The organism is Candidatus Limimorpha sp. (genome assembly GCF_056203535.1).
This window is the reverse complement of the sequence record NZ_JBADWU010000122.1, coordinates 42064-60824: the sequence shown is the minus strand read 5'-3', so window position 1 is coordinate 60824 and position 18761 is coordinate 42064. Positions and strand designations below refer to the sequence as shown.

The 18761-nt window shown below is 43.7% G+C and carries 20 protein-coding genes and 1 pseudogene; 14 read left to right on the top strand and 7 right to left on the bottom strand.

Annotation, left to right across the window (positions count from 1 at the left end):
• Positions 1 to 16: 16 nt before the first annotated feature.
• Both AC06MN_RS15040 and AC06MN_RS15035 read right to left on the bottom strand, forming a co-directional pair.
• The gene (locus AC06MN_RS15040; RefSeq protein WP_475673193.1) at positions 17 to 2008 is read right to left on the bottom strand and encodes an acetyl/propionyl/methylcrotonyl-CoA carboxylase subunit alpha; all 1992 of its coding nucleotides are present in this window, start codon (positions 2006 to 2008) and stop codon (positions 17 to 19) included.
• Positions 2009 to 2087: 79 nt separating this feature from the next.
• Positions 2088 to 2525 carry a YqaA family protein gene (locus AC06MN_RS15035; RefSeq protein ID WP_475673192.1) on the bottom strand — a complete coding sequence of 146 codons (438 nt, stop codon included), beginning with the start codon at positions 2523 to 2525 and terminating at the stop codon, positions 2088 to 2090.
• A 117-nt stretch (positions 2526 to 2642) separates the two neighbouring features.
• Between AC06MN_RS15035 and AC06MN_RS15030 the strand changes: the two genes are divergently transcribed.
• The 4 genes from AC06MN_RS15030 (at position 2643) to AC06MN_RS15015 (ending at position 6100) form a co-directional block, all read left to right on the top strand.
• Complete coding sequence (locus tag AC06MN_RS15030; RefSeq protein WP_475673191.1) at positions 2643 to 3953, top strand: ATP-binding protein; 1311 nt, start codon at positions 2643 to 2645, stop codon at positions 3951 to 3953.
• Positions 3954 to 4028: 75 nt separating this feature from the next.
• Positions 4029 to 4667: a nitroreductase family protein gene (locus AC06MN_RS15025; RefSeq protein WP_475673190.1), complete on the top strand. Its 639-nt coding sequence runs from the start codon at positions 4029 to 4031 to the stop codon at positions 4665 to 4667.
• 127 nt (positions 4668 to 4794) lie between these two features.
• On the top strand, positions 4795 to 5472 hold the full coding sequence (locus tag AC06MN_RS15020; protein ID WP_475673189.1) for a DUF3990 domain-containing protein: 678 nt from the start codon (positions 4795 to 4797) through the stop codon (positions 5470 to 5472).
• Positions 5456 to 6100, top strand: coding sequence for a helix-turn-helix transcriptional regulator (locus AC06MN_RS15015; RefSeq protein WP_475673188.1), 645 nt, complete (start codon positions 5456 to 5458; stop codon positions 6098 to 6100). The genes AC06MN_RS15020 and AC06MN_RS15015 overlap by 17 nt, the downstream gene beginning before the upstream one ends.
• Positions 6101 to 6286: 186 nt before the next feature.
• Here AC06MN_RS15015 and AC06MN_RS15010 read toward each other — a convergent pair whose 3' ends face one another.
• A complete protein-coding gene (locus AC06MN_RS15010; protein WP_475673232.1) occupies positions 6287 to 6418 on the bottom strand; it encodes a T9SS type A sorting domain-containing protein in 132 nt (43 codons plus the stop codon).
• 30 nt (positions 6419 to 6448) lie between these two features.
• Here AC06MN_RS15010 and AC06MN_RS15005 point away from each other — a divergent pair.
• A pseudogene (locus tag AC06MN_RS15005) lies at positions 6449 to 7087 on the top strand (IS982 family transposase); the annotation flags it as partial.
• 761 nt (positions 7088 to 7848) lie between these two features.
• On the opposite strand, the gene AC06MN_RS15000 reads toward AC06MN_RS15005, so the two are convergent.
• Complete coding sequence (locus AC06MN_RS15000; RefSeq protein WP_475673187.1) at positions 7849 to 8616, bottom strand: creatininase family protein; 768 nt, start codon at positions 8614 to 8616, stop codon at positions 7849 to 7851.
• 110 nt (positions 8617 to 8726) lie between these two features.
• Positions 8727 to 9182: a NanQ anomerase/TabA/YiaL family protein gene (locus AC06MN_RS14995; protein WP_475673186.1), complete on the bottom strand. Its 456-nt coding sequence runs from the start codon at positions 9180 to 9182 to the stop codon at positions 8727 to 8729.
• Between the two features lie 188 nt (positions 9183 to 9370).
• Between AC06MN_RS14995 and AC06MN_RS14990 the strand changes: the two genes are divergently transcribed.
• The 4 genes from AC06MN_RS14990 (at position 9371) to AC06MN_RS14975 (ending at position 11841) form a co-directional block, all read left to right on the top strand.
• Positions 9371 to 9865 (top strand): hypothetical protein, encoded by a 495-nt coding sequence (locus AC06MN_RS14990; RefSeq protein WP_475673185.1) that lies wholly within the window; start codon positions 9371 to 9373, stop codon positions 9863 to 9865.
• A gap of 3 nt (positions 9866 to 9868) precedes the next feature.
• Positions 9869 to 10075 (top strand): helix-turn-helix domain-containing protein, encoded by a 207-nt coding sequence (locus AC06MN_RS14985; protein ID WP_475673184.1) that lies wholly within the window; start codon positions 9869 to 9871, stop codon positions 10073 to 10075.
• 124 nt (positions 10076 to 10199) lie between these two features.
• Positions 10200 to 11063 carry a carboxypeptidase-like regulatory domain-containing protein gene (locus AC06MN_RS14980; RefSeq protein ID WP_475673183.1) on the top strand — a complete coding sequence of 288 codons (864 nt, stop codon included), beginning with the start codon at positions 10200 to 10202 and terminating at the stop codon, positions 11061 to 11063.
• 103 nt (positions 11064 to 11166) lie between these two features.
• The gene (locus AC06MN_RS14975; RefSeq protein ID WP_475673182.1) at positions 11167 to 11841 is read left to right on the top strand and encodes a DUF2461 domain-containing protein; all 675 of its coding nucleotides are present in this window, start codon (positions 11167 to 11169) and stop codon (positions 11839 to 11841) included.
• Between the two features lie 197 nt (positions 11842 to 12038).
• Here the strand turns inward: AC06MN_RS14975 and AC06MN_RS14970 are convergent, their stop codons facing one another.
• A complete protein-coding gene (locus tag AC06MN_RS14970) occupies positions 12039 to 12614 on the bottom strand; it encodes an HdeD family acid-resistance protein (RefSeq protein ID WP_475673181.1) in 576 nt (191 codons plus the stop codon).
• 3 nt (positions 12615 to 12617) lie between these two features.
• Positions 12618 to 13352, bottom strand: a complete 735-nt coding sequence (locus tag AC06MN_RS14965) for a LysE family translocator (protein ID WP_475673180.1) — start codon at positions 13350 to 13352, stop codon at positions 12618 to 12620.
• Positions 13353 to 13592: 240 nt separating this feature from the next.
• Between AC06MN_RS14965 and AC06MN_RS14960 the strand changes: the two genes are divergently transcribed.
• The 5 genes from AC06MN_RS14960 (at position 13593) to trkA (ending at position 18740) form a co-directional block, all read left to right on the top strand.
• Positions 13593 to 14735, top strand: a complete 1143-nt coding sequence (locus AC06MN_RS14960) for an AAA family ATPase (RefSeq protein WP_475673179.1) — start codon at positions 13593 to 13595, stop codon at positions 14733 to 14735.
• Between the two features lie 132 nt (positions 14736 to 14867).
• Positions 14868 to 15188 carry a hypothetical protein gene (locus AC06MN_RS14955; protein ID WP_475673178.1) on the top strand — a complete coding sequence of 107 codons (321 nt, stop codon included), beginning with the start codon at positions 14868 to 14870 and terminating at the stop codon, positions 15186 to 15188.
• Entirely contained in the window at positions 15172 to 15573 is a 402-nt protein-coding gene (locus AC06MN_RS14950) for a HigA family addiction module antitoxin (RefSeq protein ID WP_475673177.1), read from the top strand. Before AC06MN_RS14955 ends, AC06MN_RS14950 begins: the two co-directional genes overlap by 17 nt.
• A gap of 22 nt (positions 15574 to 15595) precedes the next feature.
• A complete protein-coding gene (locus AC06MN_RS14945) occupies positions 15596 to 17173 on the top strand; it encodes a right-handed parallel beta-helix repeat-containing protein (protein ID WP_475673176.1) in 1578 nt (525 codons plus the stop codon).
• Between the two features lie 226 nt (positions 17174 to 17399).
• A complete protein-coding gene (gene trkA / locus AC06MN_RS14940) occupies positions 17400 to 18740 on the top strand; it encodes a Trk system potassium transporter TrkA (protein WP_475673175.1) in 1341 nt (446 codons plus the stop codon).
• Positions 18741 to 18761 lie beyond the last annotated feature (21 nt).

Below are 18761 nucleotides of genomic sequence, written 5' to 3'. Positions count from 1 at the left end.
ATTCAGTGTTTACCGTTTATTCTAACTCAATCAACTGCATTTTATTGTCCACCATTTCGCCTTCGGTCACCAAAATCCGCTTCACTTTGGCTTTGGCCGTGGCAGTGATGTTGTTCTCCATTTTCATGGCTTCCACCACAATCATGATGGTACCTTCCGCTACTTCATCGCCTTCCTTGACATTGATTTTCACCACTTTGCCTGGCATTGGCGACATTAGGGCATTCTTATCGTTGGCTTTGTCCTTTCCCGAATAATCGAGATTGTCGTTCAACTGGTCGTAACGGAAACAGGTGAAATTCAGGCCGTGGAAATTGACAATGGTCTTGTTTTCATCGTTCACCGAACAGTAAACCGTCTCGGTGCGGCCATTCAGCATGATTTTCAACTGATTATCCTCAAAATGGATAAATTCGACCTTGAAAGGCTGTGTTTCGATGCTGCCTTCCAGATAACCTGCCTGCACCTTCTTGATGCTGACCGGAATTTTCTCACCTTCCACATCAACAGTGAGTTGCATGTGAAAACGCCAGTAACCGATTTGTTCCCAAACGTTTTCAGTTTCGCTGTTGAACTGCTTCTTGCAGCAATCGTACAGCAAAAACGAAGCGACAATATCATTCGTATTTATCGCTCTGCGACTTTCGGTCAAGGCCGTCAGCAATTCGTCCTTATGGCTTTCGCAAAACGATGTATCTAACTTATTTTCAACAAAATCCTGATTCTTGATGATTTCCCAAAGATAAGCCTTGTTGGTGGTCAGACCTTGCAAAATGAACTCGTTCAAGGCACGTTTGGCCGTGTCGATGGCTCCTTGACGGTCTTTGGCATGACAGGTCAGTTTGGCAATCATCGGGTCGTAGGCTTCTGAAATCGTGCAAGTTCCATCGATGCTACTGTCGATGCGCGCCCCTCTGATTTGCGGTTCGTGATAGGCTGTCAGTTTGCCGGGCGTCGGCAAAAATCCGTTTTCAGGATTTTCGGCATAAATGCGCAACTCGATGGCGTGGCCTTGTGCCGTGATGTTTTCCTGCGTGTAACCCATTTCCTTGCCGCGTGCAATACGGATTTGCTCCTCAACAATGTCGATGCCCGTACGTTGTTCGGTGACAGGATGCTCCACCTGAATGCGGGTGTTCATCTCCAAGAAATAGAAATTCAGGGCCTTATCAACTAAAAACTCAATGGTCCCCGCATTTTTGTAACCCACTTTCCTGCAAAGTCGGACTGCCGTCTCAAACATCTGTTGGCGCTTTTCCTCCGTCAAAGTCGGCGAAGGCGATTCCTCGATGATTTTCTGATAACGGCGCTGGATGGTACATTCGCGCTCGTGCAAATGAATGACATTACCGAAATGGTCAGCCAAGACCTGCACTTCGATATGTCGCGGATTTTCAATGTATTGCTCGACGAAAACGGTGCCGTCTCCGAAATATTTCTCCGCCTCGCGAGAAGCGCGTTCCAATTCATCTTTCAGCGTTGCCTTGCTGCCGACGATGTGCATTCCCTTGCCGCCGCCGCCAGCCGCCGCCTTAATCAAAACGGGATAAGGCATGGCATCGGCCTGCGCCAAAATTTCGTCAATGCTTCCCGTAATGCCGAAAGTGACGGGAATATCGTTTTCGATGGCGAATTGCCTTGCCGCAATCTTATTGCCCATCAGCCGCATGGTTTCGGCATCGGGGCCAATGAAAATCAAATTGTTGGCAGCACAAGCCTCAGCCAATTCAGGACTTTCGGAAAGGAAACCATAGCCGGGATGAATGGCTTCGGCGCCTGCATCGAGTGCCGCATCGATGATTTTCTGTATGTTGAGATAGGTGTCCTTTAATGTGCCACTGCCCAAGGGACAGGCTTCATCGGCCATGCGACGATGCAAAGCCTGGGCATCGTTATCGGCGAAAACGGCCACCGAAACGATATGCAACTTGCGCAATGTCTTGATGATACGCACCGCAATCTCGCCACGGTTGGCCACAAGGACCTTATTGATTCTTCTGCTGTTCATATCGAATGTTGTAATGGCACAAAAATAGGGATTTTTTCATTCCAACGGATTGATGGATGAAAAACAAGCCATCAACAGTTCAAATCGCTCCAATTATCAAACTCCAAATCCAAAACCTCAGGAACTTTCCAATCAGCATGAGCAGCATCGTCCAGCCAGGACGCGCCTTGTAGAAACCCAAAGCGATGACAAAGACATCGCCAACGATAGGCACCCAGCTGATGAGCGCCAGCCACACTCCATACTTGTCGACTTTGGCCTTGTGTTTTTCCAAAGTCTCGCGCTTCACCTTGAACCATTTCTCCACCCATTCCCAACGGCCAATGCGCCCAATCCAATAAGTGGTGATGCCGCCCAACCAGTTTCCCAAAGTGCCAATAATCAAGCAACTGACAGGTTGTCTCGTGGCCAGTAAAATGGCGACATACAAGGCATCGGAACTGAAAGGCACGACCGTGGCAGCCAGAAAAGTGCCCAAAAACAAGCCTAACAAACCTAAACTTTCAAGACCCGACATGGATGATTATTTTGAAAAAGCAAAAATAATTGAAAAGTTCTTGCAAGAAATAAAAAATGCCTATTTTTGCAATTAATTTAACCGCCATTAAAATAATGGCCATTAAAATAATTCGGAATGAAATTCTACGACAGACAAACAGAATTGGAATCGCTCAAGCAGATTGAGGTACAATCCGTTGAAAATGCTTGTTTTACGGTTGTCGTTGGCAGACGGCGCGTTGGCAAGACTTATCTGCTGCTAAAATCGATGGAAGGGAAAAAATGCCTTTACCTTTTTGTCTCACGGCAAAGCGAAGCCTTGCTCTGTGAGCGTTTCCAGCAGGAAGCGGAACAAAAGTTAAGATTTCACATTTTCGGTTCCATCACACGTTTCCGCGACTTGTTTGAGCAGCTTATGCTGTTTTCAGAAAAAGAGCATTTCACGCTCATCATCGACGAATTTCAGGAATTTCAGAACATTAATCCTTCGATTTTCAGCGAGATACAGGACATTTGGGACCGACACAAGCAACAGGCGAAAATCAATTTCATAGCGTGCGGCTCCATCTATTCCATGATGATGAAAATCTTCGAAAACGAAAAAGAACCGCTTTTTGGACGCCTTACCGCAAAAATGGTCATCAAACCATTTGAAATCAACGTATTGAAACAGATTTTGGGAGATTATAATCCAACTTATTCTGCCGAAGATTTGCTTTGTCTTTACATGCTCACTGGCGGTGTTCCGAAATATGTTGAGCTGCTTATGGAAGCTAAGGCGACGACCCGCAAAAAGATGATAGACAGGGTTATATCGGCAAATTCGCCATTCCTAAACGAAGGCAAGGAAATGCTTGTCTCTGAATTTGGCAAAGAATATGGCGTATATTTTTCCATCATGCACCTCATTGCCTGCGGCAAAACCACGCAAAACGAAATTGACTCCGTCATTGGAAAAAACACGGGAGCTTATCTTTCAAATCTGGAGAAAGATTACATGCTGATTTGTCGCAACAAGCCCATGTTTGCTGCACCAAACAGCCGAAAAGCACATTGGTCAATCTACGACAACTACCTTCGTTTCTGGTTCCGTTTCATCTATCCTAATCAGATGCTAATAGAAATGAACCGTTTCGATTTGCTAAAGGAAATCGTTGAAAATCAATACGAACAATACAGCGGATTGCTGTTGGAAAAATATTTCCGCGAAAAAACCGCACAAAACGAGAGGGTGACTTTTGTGGGAAATTATTGGGATAGCAAAGGCATGAACGAAATCGACATGATTGCCTTGAATGACATCGAGAAAACGGCCATAGTTGCCGAAGTAAAACGCAATCCACAGCGGATAAATATGAACGATTTGCAACGGAAAACAGAAACGCTGCATCATGAATTGTCAAAATATGATGTTACTTTAAAAGGATTTTCTCTGGAAGACATGTGAATATAAACTCGTTTCGACAAACTCAACGAGCAATAATAACAAATAAACAGTTAAACAACAAACAATTAAACAACAATGGCAGACGGCTATTTGGAAAAAAGATATGAAGAGGTTTTCGGCGCAGGTGCCAAGAAAACCGTAGTGAAACACAACAGTTTAGATACTTTATTGGAAAAAAACCGCAGTTATCGCGGCTATCAAAAAGACTATGTCGTGAAGCGCGAAATGCTGGAACGCATTGTGGCTGTCAACACAAAAATACCAACGGGCAAAAACCAACAGGTGCTACGTTTCAAATTGGTCACGAAAGACACTGGGGCCGAAAAAGTGCTGGAAAACATCAAGTTGGGCGGCATGTTGCCCGAACTGCATTTGCCCTATCAAGGCACTGAACCTGAAGCATTTATCATTGTCTGCACTTCGGCACCCGAAACGAAAATCATCGACATCGACCTTGGCATTTCAATGCAGAGCATGTTATTGAAAGCCACCGAAATGGGTCTGAACGGCATCATTATCTGCGCTTTCAACAAGGCCAAAATCACCGAGGCTTTCAACCTTCCTTACGAGCCTTTGGCCATTGTCGCCATCGGAAAAGGTGCCGAAAAAATCAAGTTAGTGAGCATCGACGAAAGCGAAAGCCGCGCCTATTACCGTGATGAGAACGGTGTTCATTATGTGCCGAAAGTCAAGGCGGAACAACTGATTTTGTGATTAGAATTATAATCAGGAGCAAACGCAGCAAATGGCGTTTCCGTGAATTATGATATTTTTCGGATTTTTTATCTGACAATAAAATATTATTATTACTTTTGCAAAATCTCGTTATAACGATAGTTTTATGGATAACATTATCTTATATCATGGTTCGACAAAAATTATTGAGAAGCCGATTTTAGGCTTTGGAAATCCGAAAAACGATTACGGATTAGGGTTTTATTGCACCAAAAACATTGAACTTGCAAAGGAATGGGCGGTAACCGAACGGAACGATGGCTTTGTCAACAGCTATGAATTCGACCTGAAGGGAATGGATATCCTCTATCTGAACAGGAAGCCTTATCATATCTTGAATTGGCTTTCTATATTGCTGAAAAACAGAACTTTTGTCTTGTCACAAGGACTCCCTTCTGAAGCTAAGGCATATCTGTTGGATGAATTCTTGCCCAACTACGAGCCGTACGACTTGATTGTTGGTTATCGTGCCGACGATTCCTATTTTTCGTTTGCCAACGCTTTCCTAAACAACACAATCTCGTTGGAACAATTGCGCAAAGCCATGTTTTTAGGCAAATTAGGCGAACAAGTGGTGCTGAAAAGCGAAAAAGCTTTTTCGTGCCTCACCTTTAAGGAAAGTATTTCCATAGATAGCAGCCAATATTATCCAAAACGGCAGGCACGCGACAGGCAAGCCCGGGAGGATTTTCAGAAAGAGAAACTATCGTCTTCTCCTGATGATGCTATCTATATGATTGATATTCTGCGACAAAAATGGACCAACGATGACCCACGCCTATAACCAGTTGTATCTCGAAGATGCCATGAACAACCTCGGTTCGATGCTCGACTGTGCCGTCCATGCAGCGCATTGCAACTTGTTTGACTTTTATGACATGTTCCTTTCCAGTGGTGTCGCCACCCAAATGCAAGCTGGGAATCCGCGTTATCTCTGTGGACTCTCAGGGATGGAATTGATGCAACTCGTATTAGAAAGGTCAACTGACAAAGTTGTGACAATTGAGGAATACCAGCCATTCGACCGCACACCTGAATATTGGGCTGGCTGGATAGTGGCTTATTACCAATGGCATAGCGCATATACGTTCTCTTTTATCCAAAAGAATGGATTGAATATTGGAACCATTCTTTCGCTCTACTCAGCCCTGCACGAAGCCGACCTTTCAAAGTTCGTTCAAATCGCCGATGAGCGCATCAAACAGCAAAAAGATTCGCGCAAAAACATGCTGAAAACCATTCGGAAGCAGTCGCATCTTACCCAAAGCGAACTTGCCGAACAGTCAGGAGTGACCCTTCGCATGATTCAGGCATACGAACAAGGCGACCAAGACATACTGAAAGCAGAGGCACGCACGGTCTTTGCCCTGTCGAGAGTGTTGGGCTGTGCGCCAGAGGTGATTTGCAGCTGAAACATGGATTTCGCTGCGCTATGTTTGCTGAATGGATACCTTGTAGGGACGCATCGCGTGCGTCCGCAAACGAAAAAGAACAAAAAAAGGACGCACGCGGTGCGTCCCTACAAACCAAAACAGGAGGTGCGGAAAACCACACCTCCCGAAAAATGAATGTCTGTCTTTTACTTTATGCGGATGGACTTATTCCACAACAATCTTCTGTACCAAACCATTCACCTGCACGAAATACATTCCCGCAGGCAGTTCAATCATCTGCTTGCCATCGATTTCCATTTCCTTTACGGTTTGGCCGAGGGCGTTGCTGATGACCACCTTGCCTGTGCCCGAAACGGTGAACTGGCCGTGGAGCTGGAGCGTGAAGTCGCACTGCTGCTGCTCGTATTCGTCAAGCACGTGCTTTTGGGCAAGTGTACGGGCATCAGCTTCGTGGATTCCACATCCATGCGGGTGTGCAAAAACCAGCGCATACACTGCCACAAGGTGTTCAAGGGCATCGCCGCCCGCGGGAAGTGCTCGATGGGGTGGTTCTTCGGATTTAAGCTGCACCTGATCATCAACGAGAAGGGCGAAATCCTCTCCTTCATGTTCACTCCAGCCGACGTTGACGACCGCGAGCCGCTGAAGTCCATGGACTTCGTGAAGGAGATTTACGGGAAGCTGGTCGCAGACAAAGGCTACATATCAAAAGAGCTGTTCCAGGAACTGTTTGTCGACGGCATTCAGCTGATAACCAAGGTGAAGAACAACATGAAGAACTGCCTGATGAGCGTCTCCGACAAGATACTGCTTCGCAAAAGGGCGGTCATCGAGTCGGTCAACGACGAACTGAAGAACATCGCGCAGCTGGAACATTCGAGACACCGCTCGTTCAACAACTTCATCGTCAACGCCGTCGCCGCCATCGCCGCATACTGCTTCTTCCCCAAGAAGCCCTCTATCTCAATTGAAACCTATTCCGATAACCAATTGACTATCTTTTGATTACTTATATCGAACTCACGTTAGTTAGGTTCAGTACTCAGTAGGAATTACGTTGTCCAATGGTGATATTGGCAGGATGGCATTTATGTCGGGTTCGTTTCCAAACCCCTTTCCACAGCTTCGCCTCCTAAGTCACAGCCCGATGACTGCAACTGCCTGTTTTACTTGACTTTCCCGCGAAATGATTAATAAGGCGGAATTGTCCTTTTGAAGCTTATTTTGAATGGGGGTTCCGGAAATGACCTTGCACTAAATAAGATAGGATACAATTCACGCCTAAAGCGTGAACTATCCGCTATACTTATTCTCTGTGCTTTAGAAATTTTCCGGATTTCCATCCAAGAGAATAAGAGCGTCAGCTCTATGTGAACAGGTTATTGGCCTGTCGTTTTCGTATGTAATACGGGGGCAAAAATAGGGATTTTTCGCTCACTCAAACGGAAAAACAAAAAAAATTGCTAAAAAAACAGTAAAAGCAAATGTACCGTGTTCTGCTAAATATTTGCAGAAAAAGGTTTGAAAAATGAGTAAAATCCAATCAAAAACAAGAAAAATAAGCTGAATTATGAGTGTTTTCCATCAATATTTTGAGTGATTTTATATGTTTTAATTCTTGAAAAAAATATATATAATATTGATTAATAATTATTTATGATTTAATTAGAGTAAAAAATCACTATCTATTTTGTTGTATCTAAAATAGTTAGTATTTATGAACTAAAAACATATCAAAAAATGCTCAGAATATCTTACGATTCAATTCAATAAATCTCCTCATTCTCAGCCAAATCCTTAAACAGGGCTACCAACCTTTCCACCACGGCTTCGGCATAGCGGCAACCTTTTTCGGCAGAGGCTTTCTTTGGATTGCCAATACCTGTGTCATTGGTGACTTTCAACCAGTTTCGCGGCACCCAAGCCGTCTTGTCGTTCAGCGATTGCAATGCAAAAGGATGTGACTTGCCTTCGCCTGCATCGGCAAGATTCACCCATTCGGGATGATAGTGCATCATCACCGAGGTCTCCAGTTCGCCGGCGTGGTCATCCTTTTTCTCAAAGTAACCTTGCGGTGGAACAATGGTGTACCACTCCGTAGAAGCAATCAGAAAATCAGGATAATCGACGGCCAAATCACGAATCATAGGCTTGAAGGAATTGCCGCCGTGACCATTGATAATGACCAACTTACGGAAGCCCTGATGATACAAGGAAGCCACCAAGTCGCTCAAAATGGCTTTCTGCGTTTCGTAACGATAATGAATGCAAAACTTCAAATCGCGCTGACCGGGGTTTTGTGCGCCCATGGCAACGGGAGGCAAAACCATTGCACGCAAGCCAGTCTGTTCAAACAAGCGGTTAGCTGCATCCAAGGCAACTTCCTGAGAGAGGATGCAATCGGTCAGATAGGGCAAATGCTGGTTGTGAGGTTCGGTTGCGCCCCAAGGCAAAACGGCCAGTTTGTAATCTTCATCTTTGACCTTTCCAAATGGACTGACGGTCAGGTCGATACCTATTTTGTGATTGTTCATTTTTTATATAGTTATCAGTTATCGGTTTTCGGTTTACGGTTTTTGGTTATCGGTTTACAGCCTCACGGAGCTAAATTCTCCTAACTCCTAATTCCTCACTCCTAACTCTTTCACTTTCCACTTATTTTCACTTTTGCGACTAATTTCCTCAACTTGCCTTCGCCGATGATGGGCGCGTGGGCGTCTTCCGGAAAAACAATCAGAAACTCGCCTGGCTTCACTTCAAAATAAGTTGATGCAGGTTCGTCATAGACTGCGAAATCCTTTTCAACATCGAAAGGATGCATCGGTTCGTGCAAATCGCTAGGGGCTTTCCAACCCACTATTTCGTTGCCATTCAGCGGAATATGAACATCAATATATTGCTGATGGACTTCCAAAACCTGTTTTTCCTTGCTCAATAATGTCGGTTCGGAATTGTTGATGAACAAATCGCTGCCTTGCAGTTCGATTCTTCCCAAATCCTTGTTCATCAAATCGTTTGATTTCACATAATCAAACAATTGCTTGAACATTGGATGCAGGTTTTCGTAACGGCTGCTATCAGTTAATTTGGCTAAAATCATATTCTAATTCGAATTTTGAAGTTATTTTTCAGCACACAAAATTATGGAAAAATCCATTATCTGAGTTTCAGTTTTTCGTTTCTTATTTAGAAAGAATATAAATTTACCAAATTTTGATAATATTTTATTGTTATTCGATAAATAGTTTTACTTTTGCGCATCGTTTAACAATAAAAATTTATCGAATTATGAAACAGAAAACTTTCAAAAACATCAGAACGGTTTGCATCATCGCCTTGGCCTTGTGCGGCATCTGGGCATTGGTGATGCTGGGGCATTTCCTAACAATGAGCCTCGCTCCGAATCATGATTTCTTCGGCAAAATGGTAGGCTTGAAAATAATGGATTGGAGCACGCACACCAAAGCGAAAATCATATATTTCATATTATATGTGATAAGTACAATTGTCATGATTTGGCTGTGTGTGAAGGCCGTTTGCAACATCCTGAAAGGCATCAAAGAGGGCGTGGTTTTTCCGAAAAGCAACGTGAAGCTGTTCTATTGGATGGCATTTGCCGATTTCATTTATATGGCCGTCAACAGGAATTCCACTTTCCTTTATGGTTTCAACAGCATCTACTTTAACCACGACAATTTCACCACACCATTCATCATTCTGATTCTTGCCATGATGTATAAGGTTGCATCACAAGCTGTTGAGGAAAACAATCTAACCATTTGAGCCATGATTATCGTGAATTTAGACGTGATGCTTGCCAAGCGCAAGATGCAGCTGAGCGAACTCGCCGAAAAAGTCGGCATCACCATAGCCAATCTCTCCATTCTGAAAACGGGCAAGGCCAAGGCTATCCGCTTTTCGACTTTGGATGCCATCTGCAAACATTTGGACTGCACGCCTGGAGACATTTTGGAGTATCGGGAGGAGGAATAATGGCTACTGGCTTTTGACCTTTGGCTGCTGGCTCCATTGGTTCATTAAAAAAGTCAAGACTTGATTTTAATGATTATTGAGCCAGCAGCTAAAAGCCAGTAGCCAAAAGCAAAAACTAACGAATATGAAAAAGATAGCATTAACATTGATTTCGTGCGTCATGTTTTTGGCACTAAACGCACAATCCATTGACATACAAGGCTTCCTGATGGATGCGAAGACGCAAAAGCCTGTCCAATATGCGAATATCGGCATTATGGAAAAGAACATCGGCACCGTCACTGATGAAAACGGGCGTTTCGTGTTGGCCGTTCCCGACAGTCTGGCAAAACATGATTTGACCTTTTCGCGCATCGGCTATCAGAAAAAAAACGTTGCCGTTAATTCATTCGGAAAACGTGTCGACACTTTGCTGCTCGTTCCTGAAATCTATGAATTGCAGGAAGTTACGGTTTCGGTTGGGAAAATGCGCGAAAGGAAAGTCGGACATGCAGGCAACAATATAGTTCAGTTTCAAGATAATGCCAGCCATCTCGGCTACGAATTTGGAACCATGTTGAAATTGTCGAAGAAGAAGCCGTCGCTTTTGAAGGATTTCAATTTTCAGGCAGTGACTTTCGGCAATATCGATTACGCCTTGATGCGTGTGAATATCTATCAAGTTGATGGCGAGGAATTTACGAATGTGTTGAAAGAAAACATTTATGTCACGTTGACGGACAACGAGTCGGAATACGAGAAATGCGTCAACCTTTTGCCATACAACATTGTGGTTCAAGGCGAAATTGCAGTAACGCTTGAATTGGTGAAGGTTCACTACAAAGCTGAGCCTCAAAAAGTTGAGCAGGAAACCGAAGGCTACAACCCTGACGGAATCGGCTATGCCGGCACATTCCTGAACAATATGTGTGGCAGAGATGCCAGCCAAGGCGCATGGGAGAAAATCTCGGCTGTCGGACCTGCTTTCTGGCTGCATGTGTTGCAATAGAATTTTGTTTTGTGGTTCTGAAAGATTGACTATTTTTGCCGAATAAACAACGTGAGGCTGCGCAGCCTTAAATCTTTAAATCTTAAATCTTTAAATCCTCATTATGGAAGACATATTTGCATTTCTCGACGGCATATTGCACAACAACAACCGTCAGTGGTTTCAGGAGCACAAGGATGAATATCTGAAAGCGCAAGGCAAGTTTAACGAGATAGCCGAGCAGATCATCGCCGGCGTGCAGAAATTCGACGTAACCTGTCAAGGCCTGACATTGAAAGACTGCACCTACCGTTTCTACCGCGACACGCGCTTTTCGTCCGACAAACGACCTTACAAGACCCATTTCGGCGTGTTCGTTTGCCCTGGCGGAAAGAAGTCGATGAAATCAGGCTACTACTTCCATATCGAACCCGAAGGTGCCGAATATTTGGGCCGAAACATGCTTTGCACAGGCATGTATTGTCCCGATACGGCCATGCTGAAAAGCATCCGTGATGGCGTACTCTTTGATGCCGAGCCTTTGGTGAAATCCATCAAAAAAGCCAAGCATTTCACTTGCGACACTTCAAGAAACATGGTGCGCGTGCCGAACGGCTATCCGAAAGACCATCCGCAGGCCGAACTTTTCAAGCATCGCGACTGGCTCTTGGAACGTGAAATTCCAAAAGACATGCTCTACAGCAAACGCCTGGTTGAGTGGGCTTTAGAAGAATTTCAGACCACTCGTGATTTCTGTCAGACACTGAACAGAATGATTGAATTTGAAGAGGATTGTTGATGTTTATTTGTTTAATTGTTGAGTAGTTGTCATGTAGAGACGTTGCACACATAGTCTGCCTCGCCAACGATAAATCGAAGCAATTGAACGAAACGCTAAGAAACACACCATGCGTTTCTGAACGCCATAAAATCACAAACACAAGACGGTTTCCAATAAAACAATAGAGACCTCTACAAACAAATATACTATTGGAATCAGGAATTTTCCTGGTTTTCACTAATCACCTTCACATCCGCATCGACTTTGCGGACGGCAAAGCCGAACATCATCATAATAATGCCGAAAACCATGGCGATAATGCCCGAAATGATGACAAATACAGTCGCCGATTCAAACGGATTGATAAGAAGCAGAATGCCGAACAAAAGGCTCAGGATGGCGCAGAAAATGAAAAAACCTCTATTAATCATGATGTCTCTTGCACTAAGAATCACCAGAAGCATGAAAGTGCCAATGATGACCGACCATAATCCGATGGCAAAGATGATGAGTTTTATGGTAGCCGTCGACCAGAAAAAAGCCACTCCTCCTAATGCTAGAAGCACAATTGATTCGAAAAGAAGCATTCCCCAAGGCAATGTGTTACGTTTGCGACGCATGGCTATTAATAAACATACGACACCGATTAAGACTATGATGATGCCCGACACTTTAACGATGGTCTGAGCCAATTCGCCTGGCACTAACAAGGCTAACAAGGCGTAAATAATGGCAATCAGTCCGCTGAAGACGAATGACCACCAGTTTGATTTGACTTTTACGATTTCCATAATTTAAGATATAGCTAATATTCCTTTGACAATGATGAAATACAATCCGAACAGCATCAACGCAATTCCAACCATTTTGTTCATAATGTTGATTCGGTTTGAATTGAAAAACCTTTTCAGCGCGGAAGCTCCTTTCGCCTTGAGCAAATCAACGGCAAGACAAGAACCCAGAGCAATGGCGAAAAACAACAAGGTATTGATTTTACTTCCACCCGTATTACCAGCAACAACAGCCACGGCTGAAAACCAGAAAAACCAAACAAATGGATTCAAGATGTTCATAGCGAAGCCTTTGCCGAAAAATATGCCACCTGGACGTTTGGGATTTTTCTTCTCAAGAATGGCCTGTGTCTTTTTCTCGTTCTCATCGACTTGCTGCTGCACCTTCTCCTCATCGACTTTTCGCCTGAAGGTGTAAAGACCAAATATGAGCAGGATTATTCCCGCGCCGATGATAAACAGTTGTATTTCCTGATGGCTTGTCAGAACGACCTGAACCGAAGTCAGGACGCAAAGCGAAATAATCATAGCATCGTTTGCCAAGACACCCAGAGCAAACCACGCAGCCGACCTGAAATCATAGTGAAGACTGGTCTGGACCAAGGTAAGGAACGCCGGCCCCATATTGATGAAAAGGGAAAGGAAAACGCCTATCAGGATGGCACCGAACAAAAAACCGAAAGAACCGATTCTGCTTAATTCGGGAAGAGTTTTGAATAATTGTGTCGTCTCGTTCATTCTATCTATTCTAATTGTGTCGGCAAAATGAAAAAAACTGACATTTAAATTGCCTGCCTTCGGTTTCCACTACTGCCGCAGCATATATGAAAATACAGCTGCAAAAGTAGCAATTCATTTTGAATTTGCCGACAATTCTTCGATTTTTGCAGATTAACATCTGTTTTTATGTCGACAGAATTATTTTGTCAGCATAATCTTGATAAAATAATTATTTTTGCAGCGTAATTATATTCGACTATGGCAAACGTCCGAAATCCTTTTGTGGTAATGGGGAAAATACCTGCCACTTATTTCTGTGACCGAGAGGTTGAATCACAGAAACTTATCCATGCTTTGAGCAATGGAAACAATGTCGTTCTCATCTCTCCACGCAGAATGGGAAAAACGGGATTGATACATTTTTGCTATGATAACGAGGCAATAAAAAACGAATATTTCACGTTTTTTGTCGACATTTTACACACTTCAAACCTAAAGGAATTTACCTATAATCTTGGCCGGAGCATCTATAAGGAACTGGTTCCAAAAGGAAAAAGATTGGTTAAGGGCTTTATTCAGGCCTTGAAATCCATCAGTGGCAAGTTCAGCATCGATTCTTTGGATGGAAGTCCTGCTTTCGGTTTGGAATTGGGCGACATCGCTAACCCGGAACTCACTCTGGAAGAGATTTTCAACTATCTGGAAACCGCTTCCAAACCCTGCATCATGTCGATAGATGAGTTCCAGCAGATAACGCATTATCCTGAAAAAAACATAGAGGCCTTGCTCCGAAGTCACATTCAGAATATGCAGAACTGTCGTTTTGTGTTTGCTGGAAGCGAAAGAAGCATCATGCAGGAAATGTTTACTTCATCGGCCAAACCTTTTTACCAAAGCGCTGACATTCTTGAACTTAAAGAAATACCTTTCGAAACCTACAGGACTTTTGTAATTCGGCTATTCAACGAATTTCAACGCAATGTGAATCAGGATGTTATCGAATATGTCTACAATTTATTTAAAGGTCACACTTTCTATATGCAGAAGGTTTTCAACGAGGCATTTTCCTATACGGCGAAAGGAAAGACTTGCGACATGTCCATCGTCAACGATTCCATTGAATTCATTTTGAATGATAAGGAGACCACCTACAAGGAAATCCTTTCGGGCATTTCGGAAAAGCAAAAACCATTGCTTTATGCCATCGCCCAGGAAGGAACGGCAACAGGCCTGACTTCGATGGCTTTTTCAAAAAAGCACAACCTGCCTTCGGCAAGTTCAGTGCAATCGGCAGTTAAACAATTACTTATGCAAGGCTATATCACTGAAATCCACCAGGAATATTCGGTTACGGACAAGTTTTTTGCCTTATGGATTAATCGGATTTACAATGAAAAATAAAAAATGTGATTCCAAAAATAATCCGAAAACTATATGTTGACAACATTATTTTAATAGCATAATTTTGATAAACAATGATAAAAGTTCCCGAATTTGGGAATTATTATTACTTTTGCATTTAAATTTAAACGGATGAAAGTTCTCTTTGAAGAAACCGATTTGGAAGAATTGATAAAGACAGGCACGAACCATGGAAAATATAAAGTATTTGCGCGGGACAAGAAGTTTACGCAAAAACTCGCAGATATTTACAACACCATGTCTTCTGTAGAAAAAGCAAATGATTTGGCGCAATTTAGTTTCTTACATTACGAAAAACTAAAACATATCGATTTAAGCTCCGTTAGAGTTTTCAACAATCGGGTTGAAAGACTCTTGTTTCGGGAAACGGAAGAAGGATTTATCATCACATTGATAGAATTAGACAACACACACTATGGAAAAGGAAAATGACAACACGACAATTTGGACAGCCACACATCCTGGAAAAATCCTGATGTATGAACTGGAAGAACGCGGCATAAGCCAAAAGGATTTTGCACAACAAATAGGTATGCAACGCTCTCATTTGAATGAACTTGTCAAAGGCAAAAGACCTATGACACAAGCCATTGCAGATAAAATAGAACTGGCATTAGGCATTTCCGCCATTGCGTTAGTCAATATGCAGACGAAATACGATTATGACATACAGCACATGGGGTCAAGTAGCGACAAGTCACAAAACCTTACCACCTACACCGTGACTTTCGACAAAAACGACAAAGTTTTGGCTGGTTTAATTGGCATCATGGCTGACGCCGGAGCACAAGTAACAATGACATTAAAAACGAATTAATAACAAATAACACACATACATTATGAAAATCAAATTTTTACTGCTTTTCGTCATGGCTTCGTTGCTGGCAAAAGCGCAAAACATTGAAGTGAGCGGCTTGCAGTCGGGCACTTGGGACGCTGATACTGTTTTTGTTACCGGCGATGTTTATGTCCAGGAAACCTTGGAAATTTCTTCAGGGACAACGGTAGTTTTCAACGGATTTTACGGCATTTCAGTCCGTAAAGGTTCCATTTCGGCTTTGGGAACGGAAGATGAACCGGTAGTTTTCACCGTACCCGACACGACGGGGTTTCACATTTACAATTCAGGTCGTGGCGGATGGAACGGCATCACGTTGGATTTGGCGCAGCAGGCGAAATTCGACCATTGCGTTTTCCAATACGGCAAGGCAGCCGACACCTTGCGTCAGCACGGCGGCGCGTTGGAAATCATCAATTGCGAAGATGTGGAACTGACAAACAGTGTTTTGCGTTGCAATTTTGCCCGCGAACATGGCGGCGCGCTCAATGCCGAACATTCCAATGTGAAGATGAGCAATTGCAGCGTGAGCGAAAACAAGCTCTACACCAAGGACAACCTTTATTTCATGTATGGCGGCGGCCTGCGTTTCATCAATTGCGACGTGGAAATGACCGACATGGATTTCCGCAACAATTACGGCGAAATCAGCATTGGTGGCGCCTTGAGTCTGGATAGCTGTTCGGTGATAATCGACAGGGCTGTCTTTGAAGACAATATCGGCCTGAATGGTGCCGGACTTTACATCATGCGCTGCAACGACAAGGTATGTTCCATATCGAACTGTCTGTTTGCCAACAACCATGCCGGACATTTTGGCGGAGGCTTGGCTTTTTCGAATGCCTCACCCGAAGTGAGCAACATTACTGTCGTCGGCAATTCGTCCGACGGTGTCAACTGCGGAGGCATATTTTTCTATGAAAACAGCAGTCCCGTGATGCGCAACATTATTGTAAAAGGCAATTACAATGTTCATCCCGAAATGCCCAATGTGCAGATGTGGGTATGGACTTTCGAACCCGATGCACCTTTGTTTTATAATGGTTTGGTTCAAGGCGGTTTGGATTCCATTAGTGGCTTCGAACACATAACAGTCTATGAAAACATGATTGATGCCGACCCGTTGTTTGCCGATGAGCAAAACTTTGACTTCCGTCTTTCGGCAGAGAGTCCTTGCCGCGATGCCGGCGACCCGAACACCAATCCTGAAGTTTTAAACGGCTTCGATTTGGACGGAATGCCACGCGTCAGCAATGGAAAGATTGATATGGGTGCTTACGAGTTTTCAGGCGTTGGCCTCAACGAATTTGCCAGGGAAAACAAGGCTTTGCATATTGTCGGTAATCCGCTGACGGAAACGAGTTATGCAGAACTTACGCTGAAAGAAGCCGAATTTGTGACGATGGAAGTCTATTCGATGGCAGGAAACCTTGTCTATTCAAAGGATTTTGGCCGTCTTGAAGCCGGTTTGCAACATCTTGAAATTGGCGATTTGTCCAACTCCGTCAAGCAAGGCTTATATCTTATAAAGGTGAAAACCTCAATGGAAACTCATGTTGCGAAAATCATCCAGCGATAAGTTCAAGATGACTGGTTATTAGTGAATGGTAATGGATTATACAGCCCGTTGAGCTTGTCGAAACGGTGGATTAATGGTGACGAGTGAATGGTGATGGGTGTAAGCCAAACCCACGGCGAAGCCAAGCCAACAGCCAGAAGCCAATATCTCAAATCAAAAAATCCACGTTTTTCAAGCGAAGCAAATGTTTTTTTCCTAAAATTGCAGTCCAAATAAATTAAGAAAAATGGATATTATCATAGCTGGAGATGGTGAAGTCGGTTTGCATTTGGCGGAGGCCTTAGTGCGTAGCAATCACAATATTACGATTGTCGACCCGCACGAGGAATTGCTGAAGTTAGTGGAATCGCACAGCGACTTGATGACCATTACGGGCGATTCAACCTCGACTTCCGTCTTGCAACGTGCCAACGTGAAGAAGGCCGATTTAGTGGTTGCGGTTGTCCACGACGAACATATCAACCTGCTGACTGGCATCTTGGCAAAGAAAATGGGCGCAAAAAAAGTCATTGCGCGTGTCAATACGATGGAAAACCTCAATCCCGATGTGTGGCGCATGTATCAGGATTTGGGCATTGATGGTTTATTATCAACTGAAGACATTGCTGCACAGGAAATTATCTCGCTTCTGAAACAGAATGCTTCGCTTGAAACCTACGATTTTTCAGGCGGAAAACTACAGCTTTTCATGGTGAAATTGGAGTCGTCAGCTGAAATACTTGGCAAAACCGTCGATGAAGTTGATGATCAGTATCAGCATATTGATTTCCGTATTGCGGCCATACACCGTCGTCAGAACACTTTCATTCCGCGAGGTGATGACAAGTTCCAAATCGGCGACATGGTGTATGTTGTCACGAAGCCTCATGCCATCAAGGACATTATTCATTTGAGCGGAAAACGCCAGATTAATGTGCATAACGTAATGATTGCCGGCGGTGGCCGTGTAGGCAGAATTACGGCAAAGCGTCTTGAGAAAGACTTGAATATCAAGATTTTGGAAAAAAGCAAGGAACGTTGCATGGATTTGACCAACTATCTTTCGGAGGCCTTGGTGGTCAACGCCGATGTGCGTAACCTCGATTTGCTGGAAGACGAGGGCATCAAGAATATGGATGCCTTTATCGCTGTGACCGACAACACTGAAACGAACATCCTTACTTGCCTACAGGCCAAGACTTTCGGAGTGAAAAAGACCATAGCTTTGGTTGAAAACATCGACTATATCGACATTTCGCAAAACATTGGCATTGATTCCATCATCAACAAGAAACTGATTACGGCGAGCTACATGGTAAAATACACTTTGGGGGCAAAAGTTTCATCATTGAAATGCTTGAGTGGCATTGATGCCGACATCGTGGAATTTGAAGTGAGGGCTGGCTCCGCTGTCACGCGAAAAGTGATAGGCCAGCTTCAAATGCCTGACGATGCCATCATTTGTGGCATTACGCGCGACGGTGAAAGTTACATTGCAACTGAAGATTTCCAAATCGAGACCGATGACCATGTTGTTGTGTTGGCTTTGCCGAGCGGCATTCCGGCGGTCGAAAGACTATTCTATTAATTTAAAGTGATGGGTGAGGAA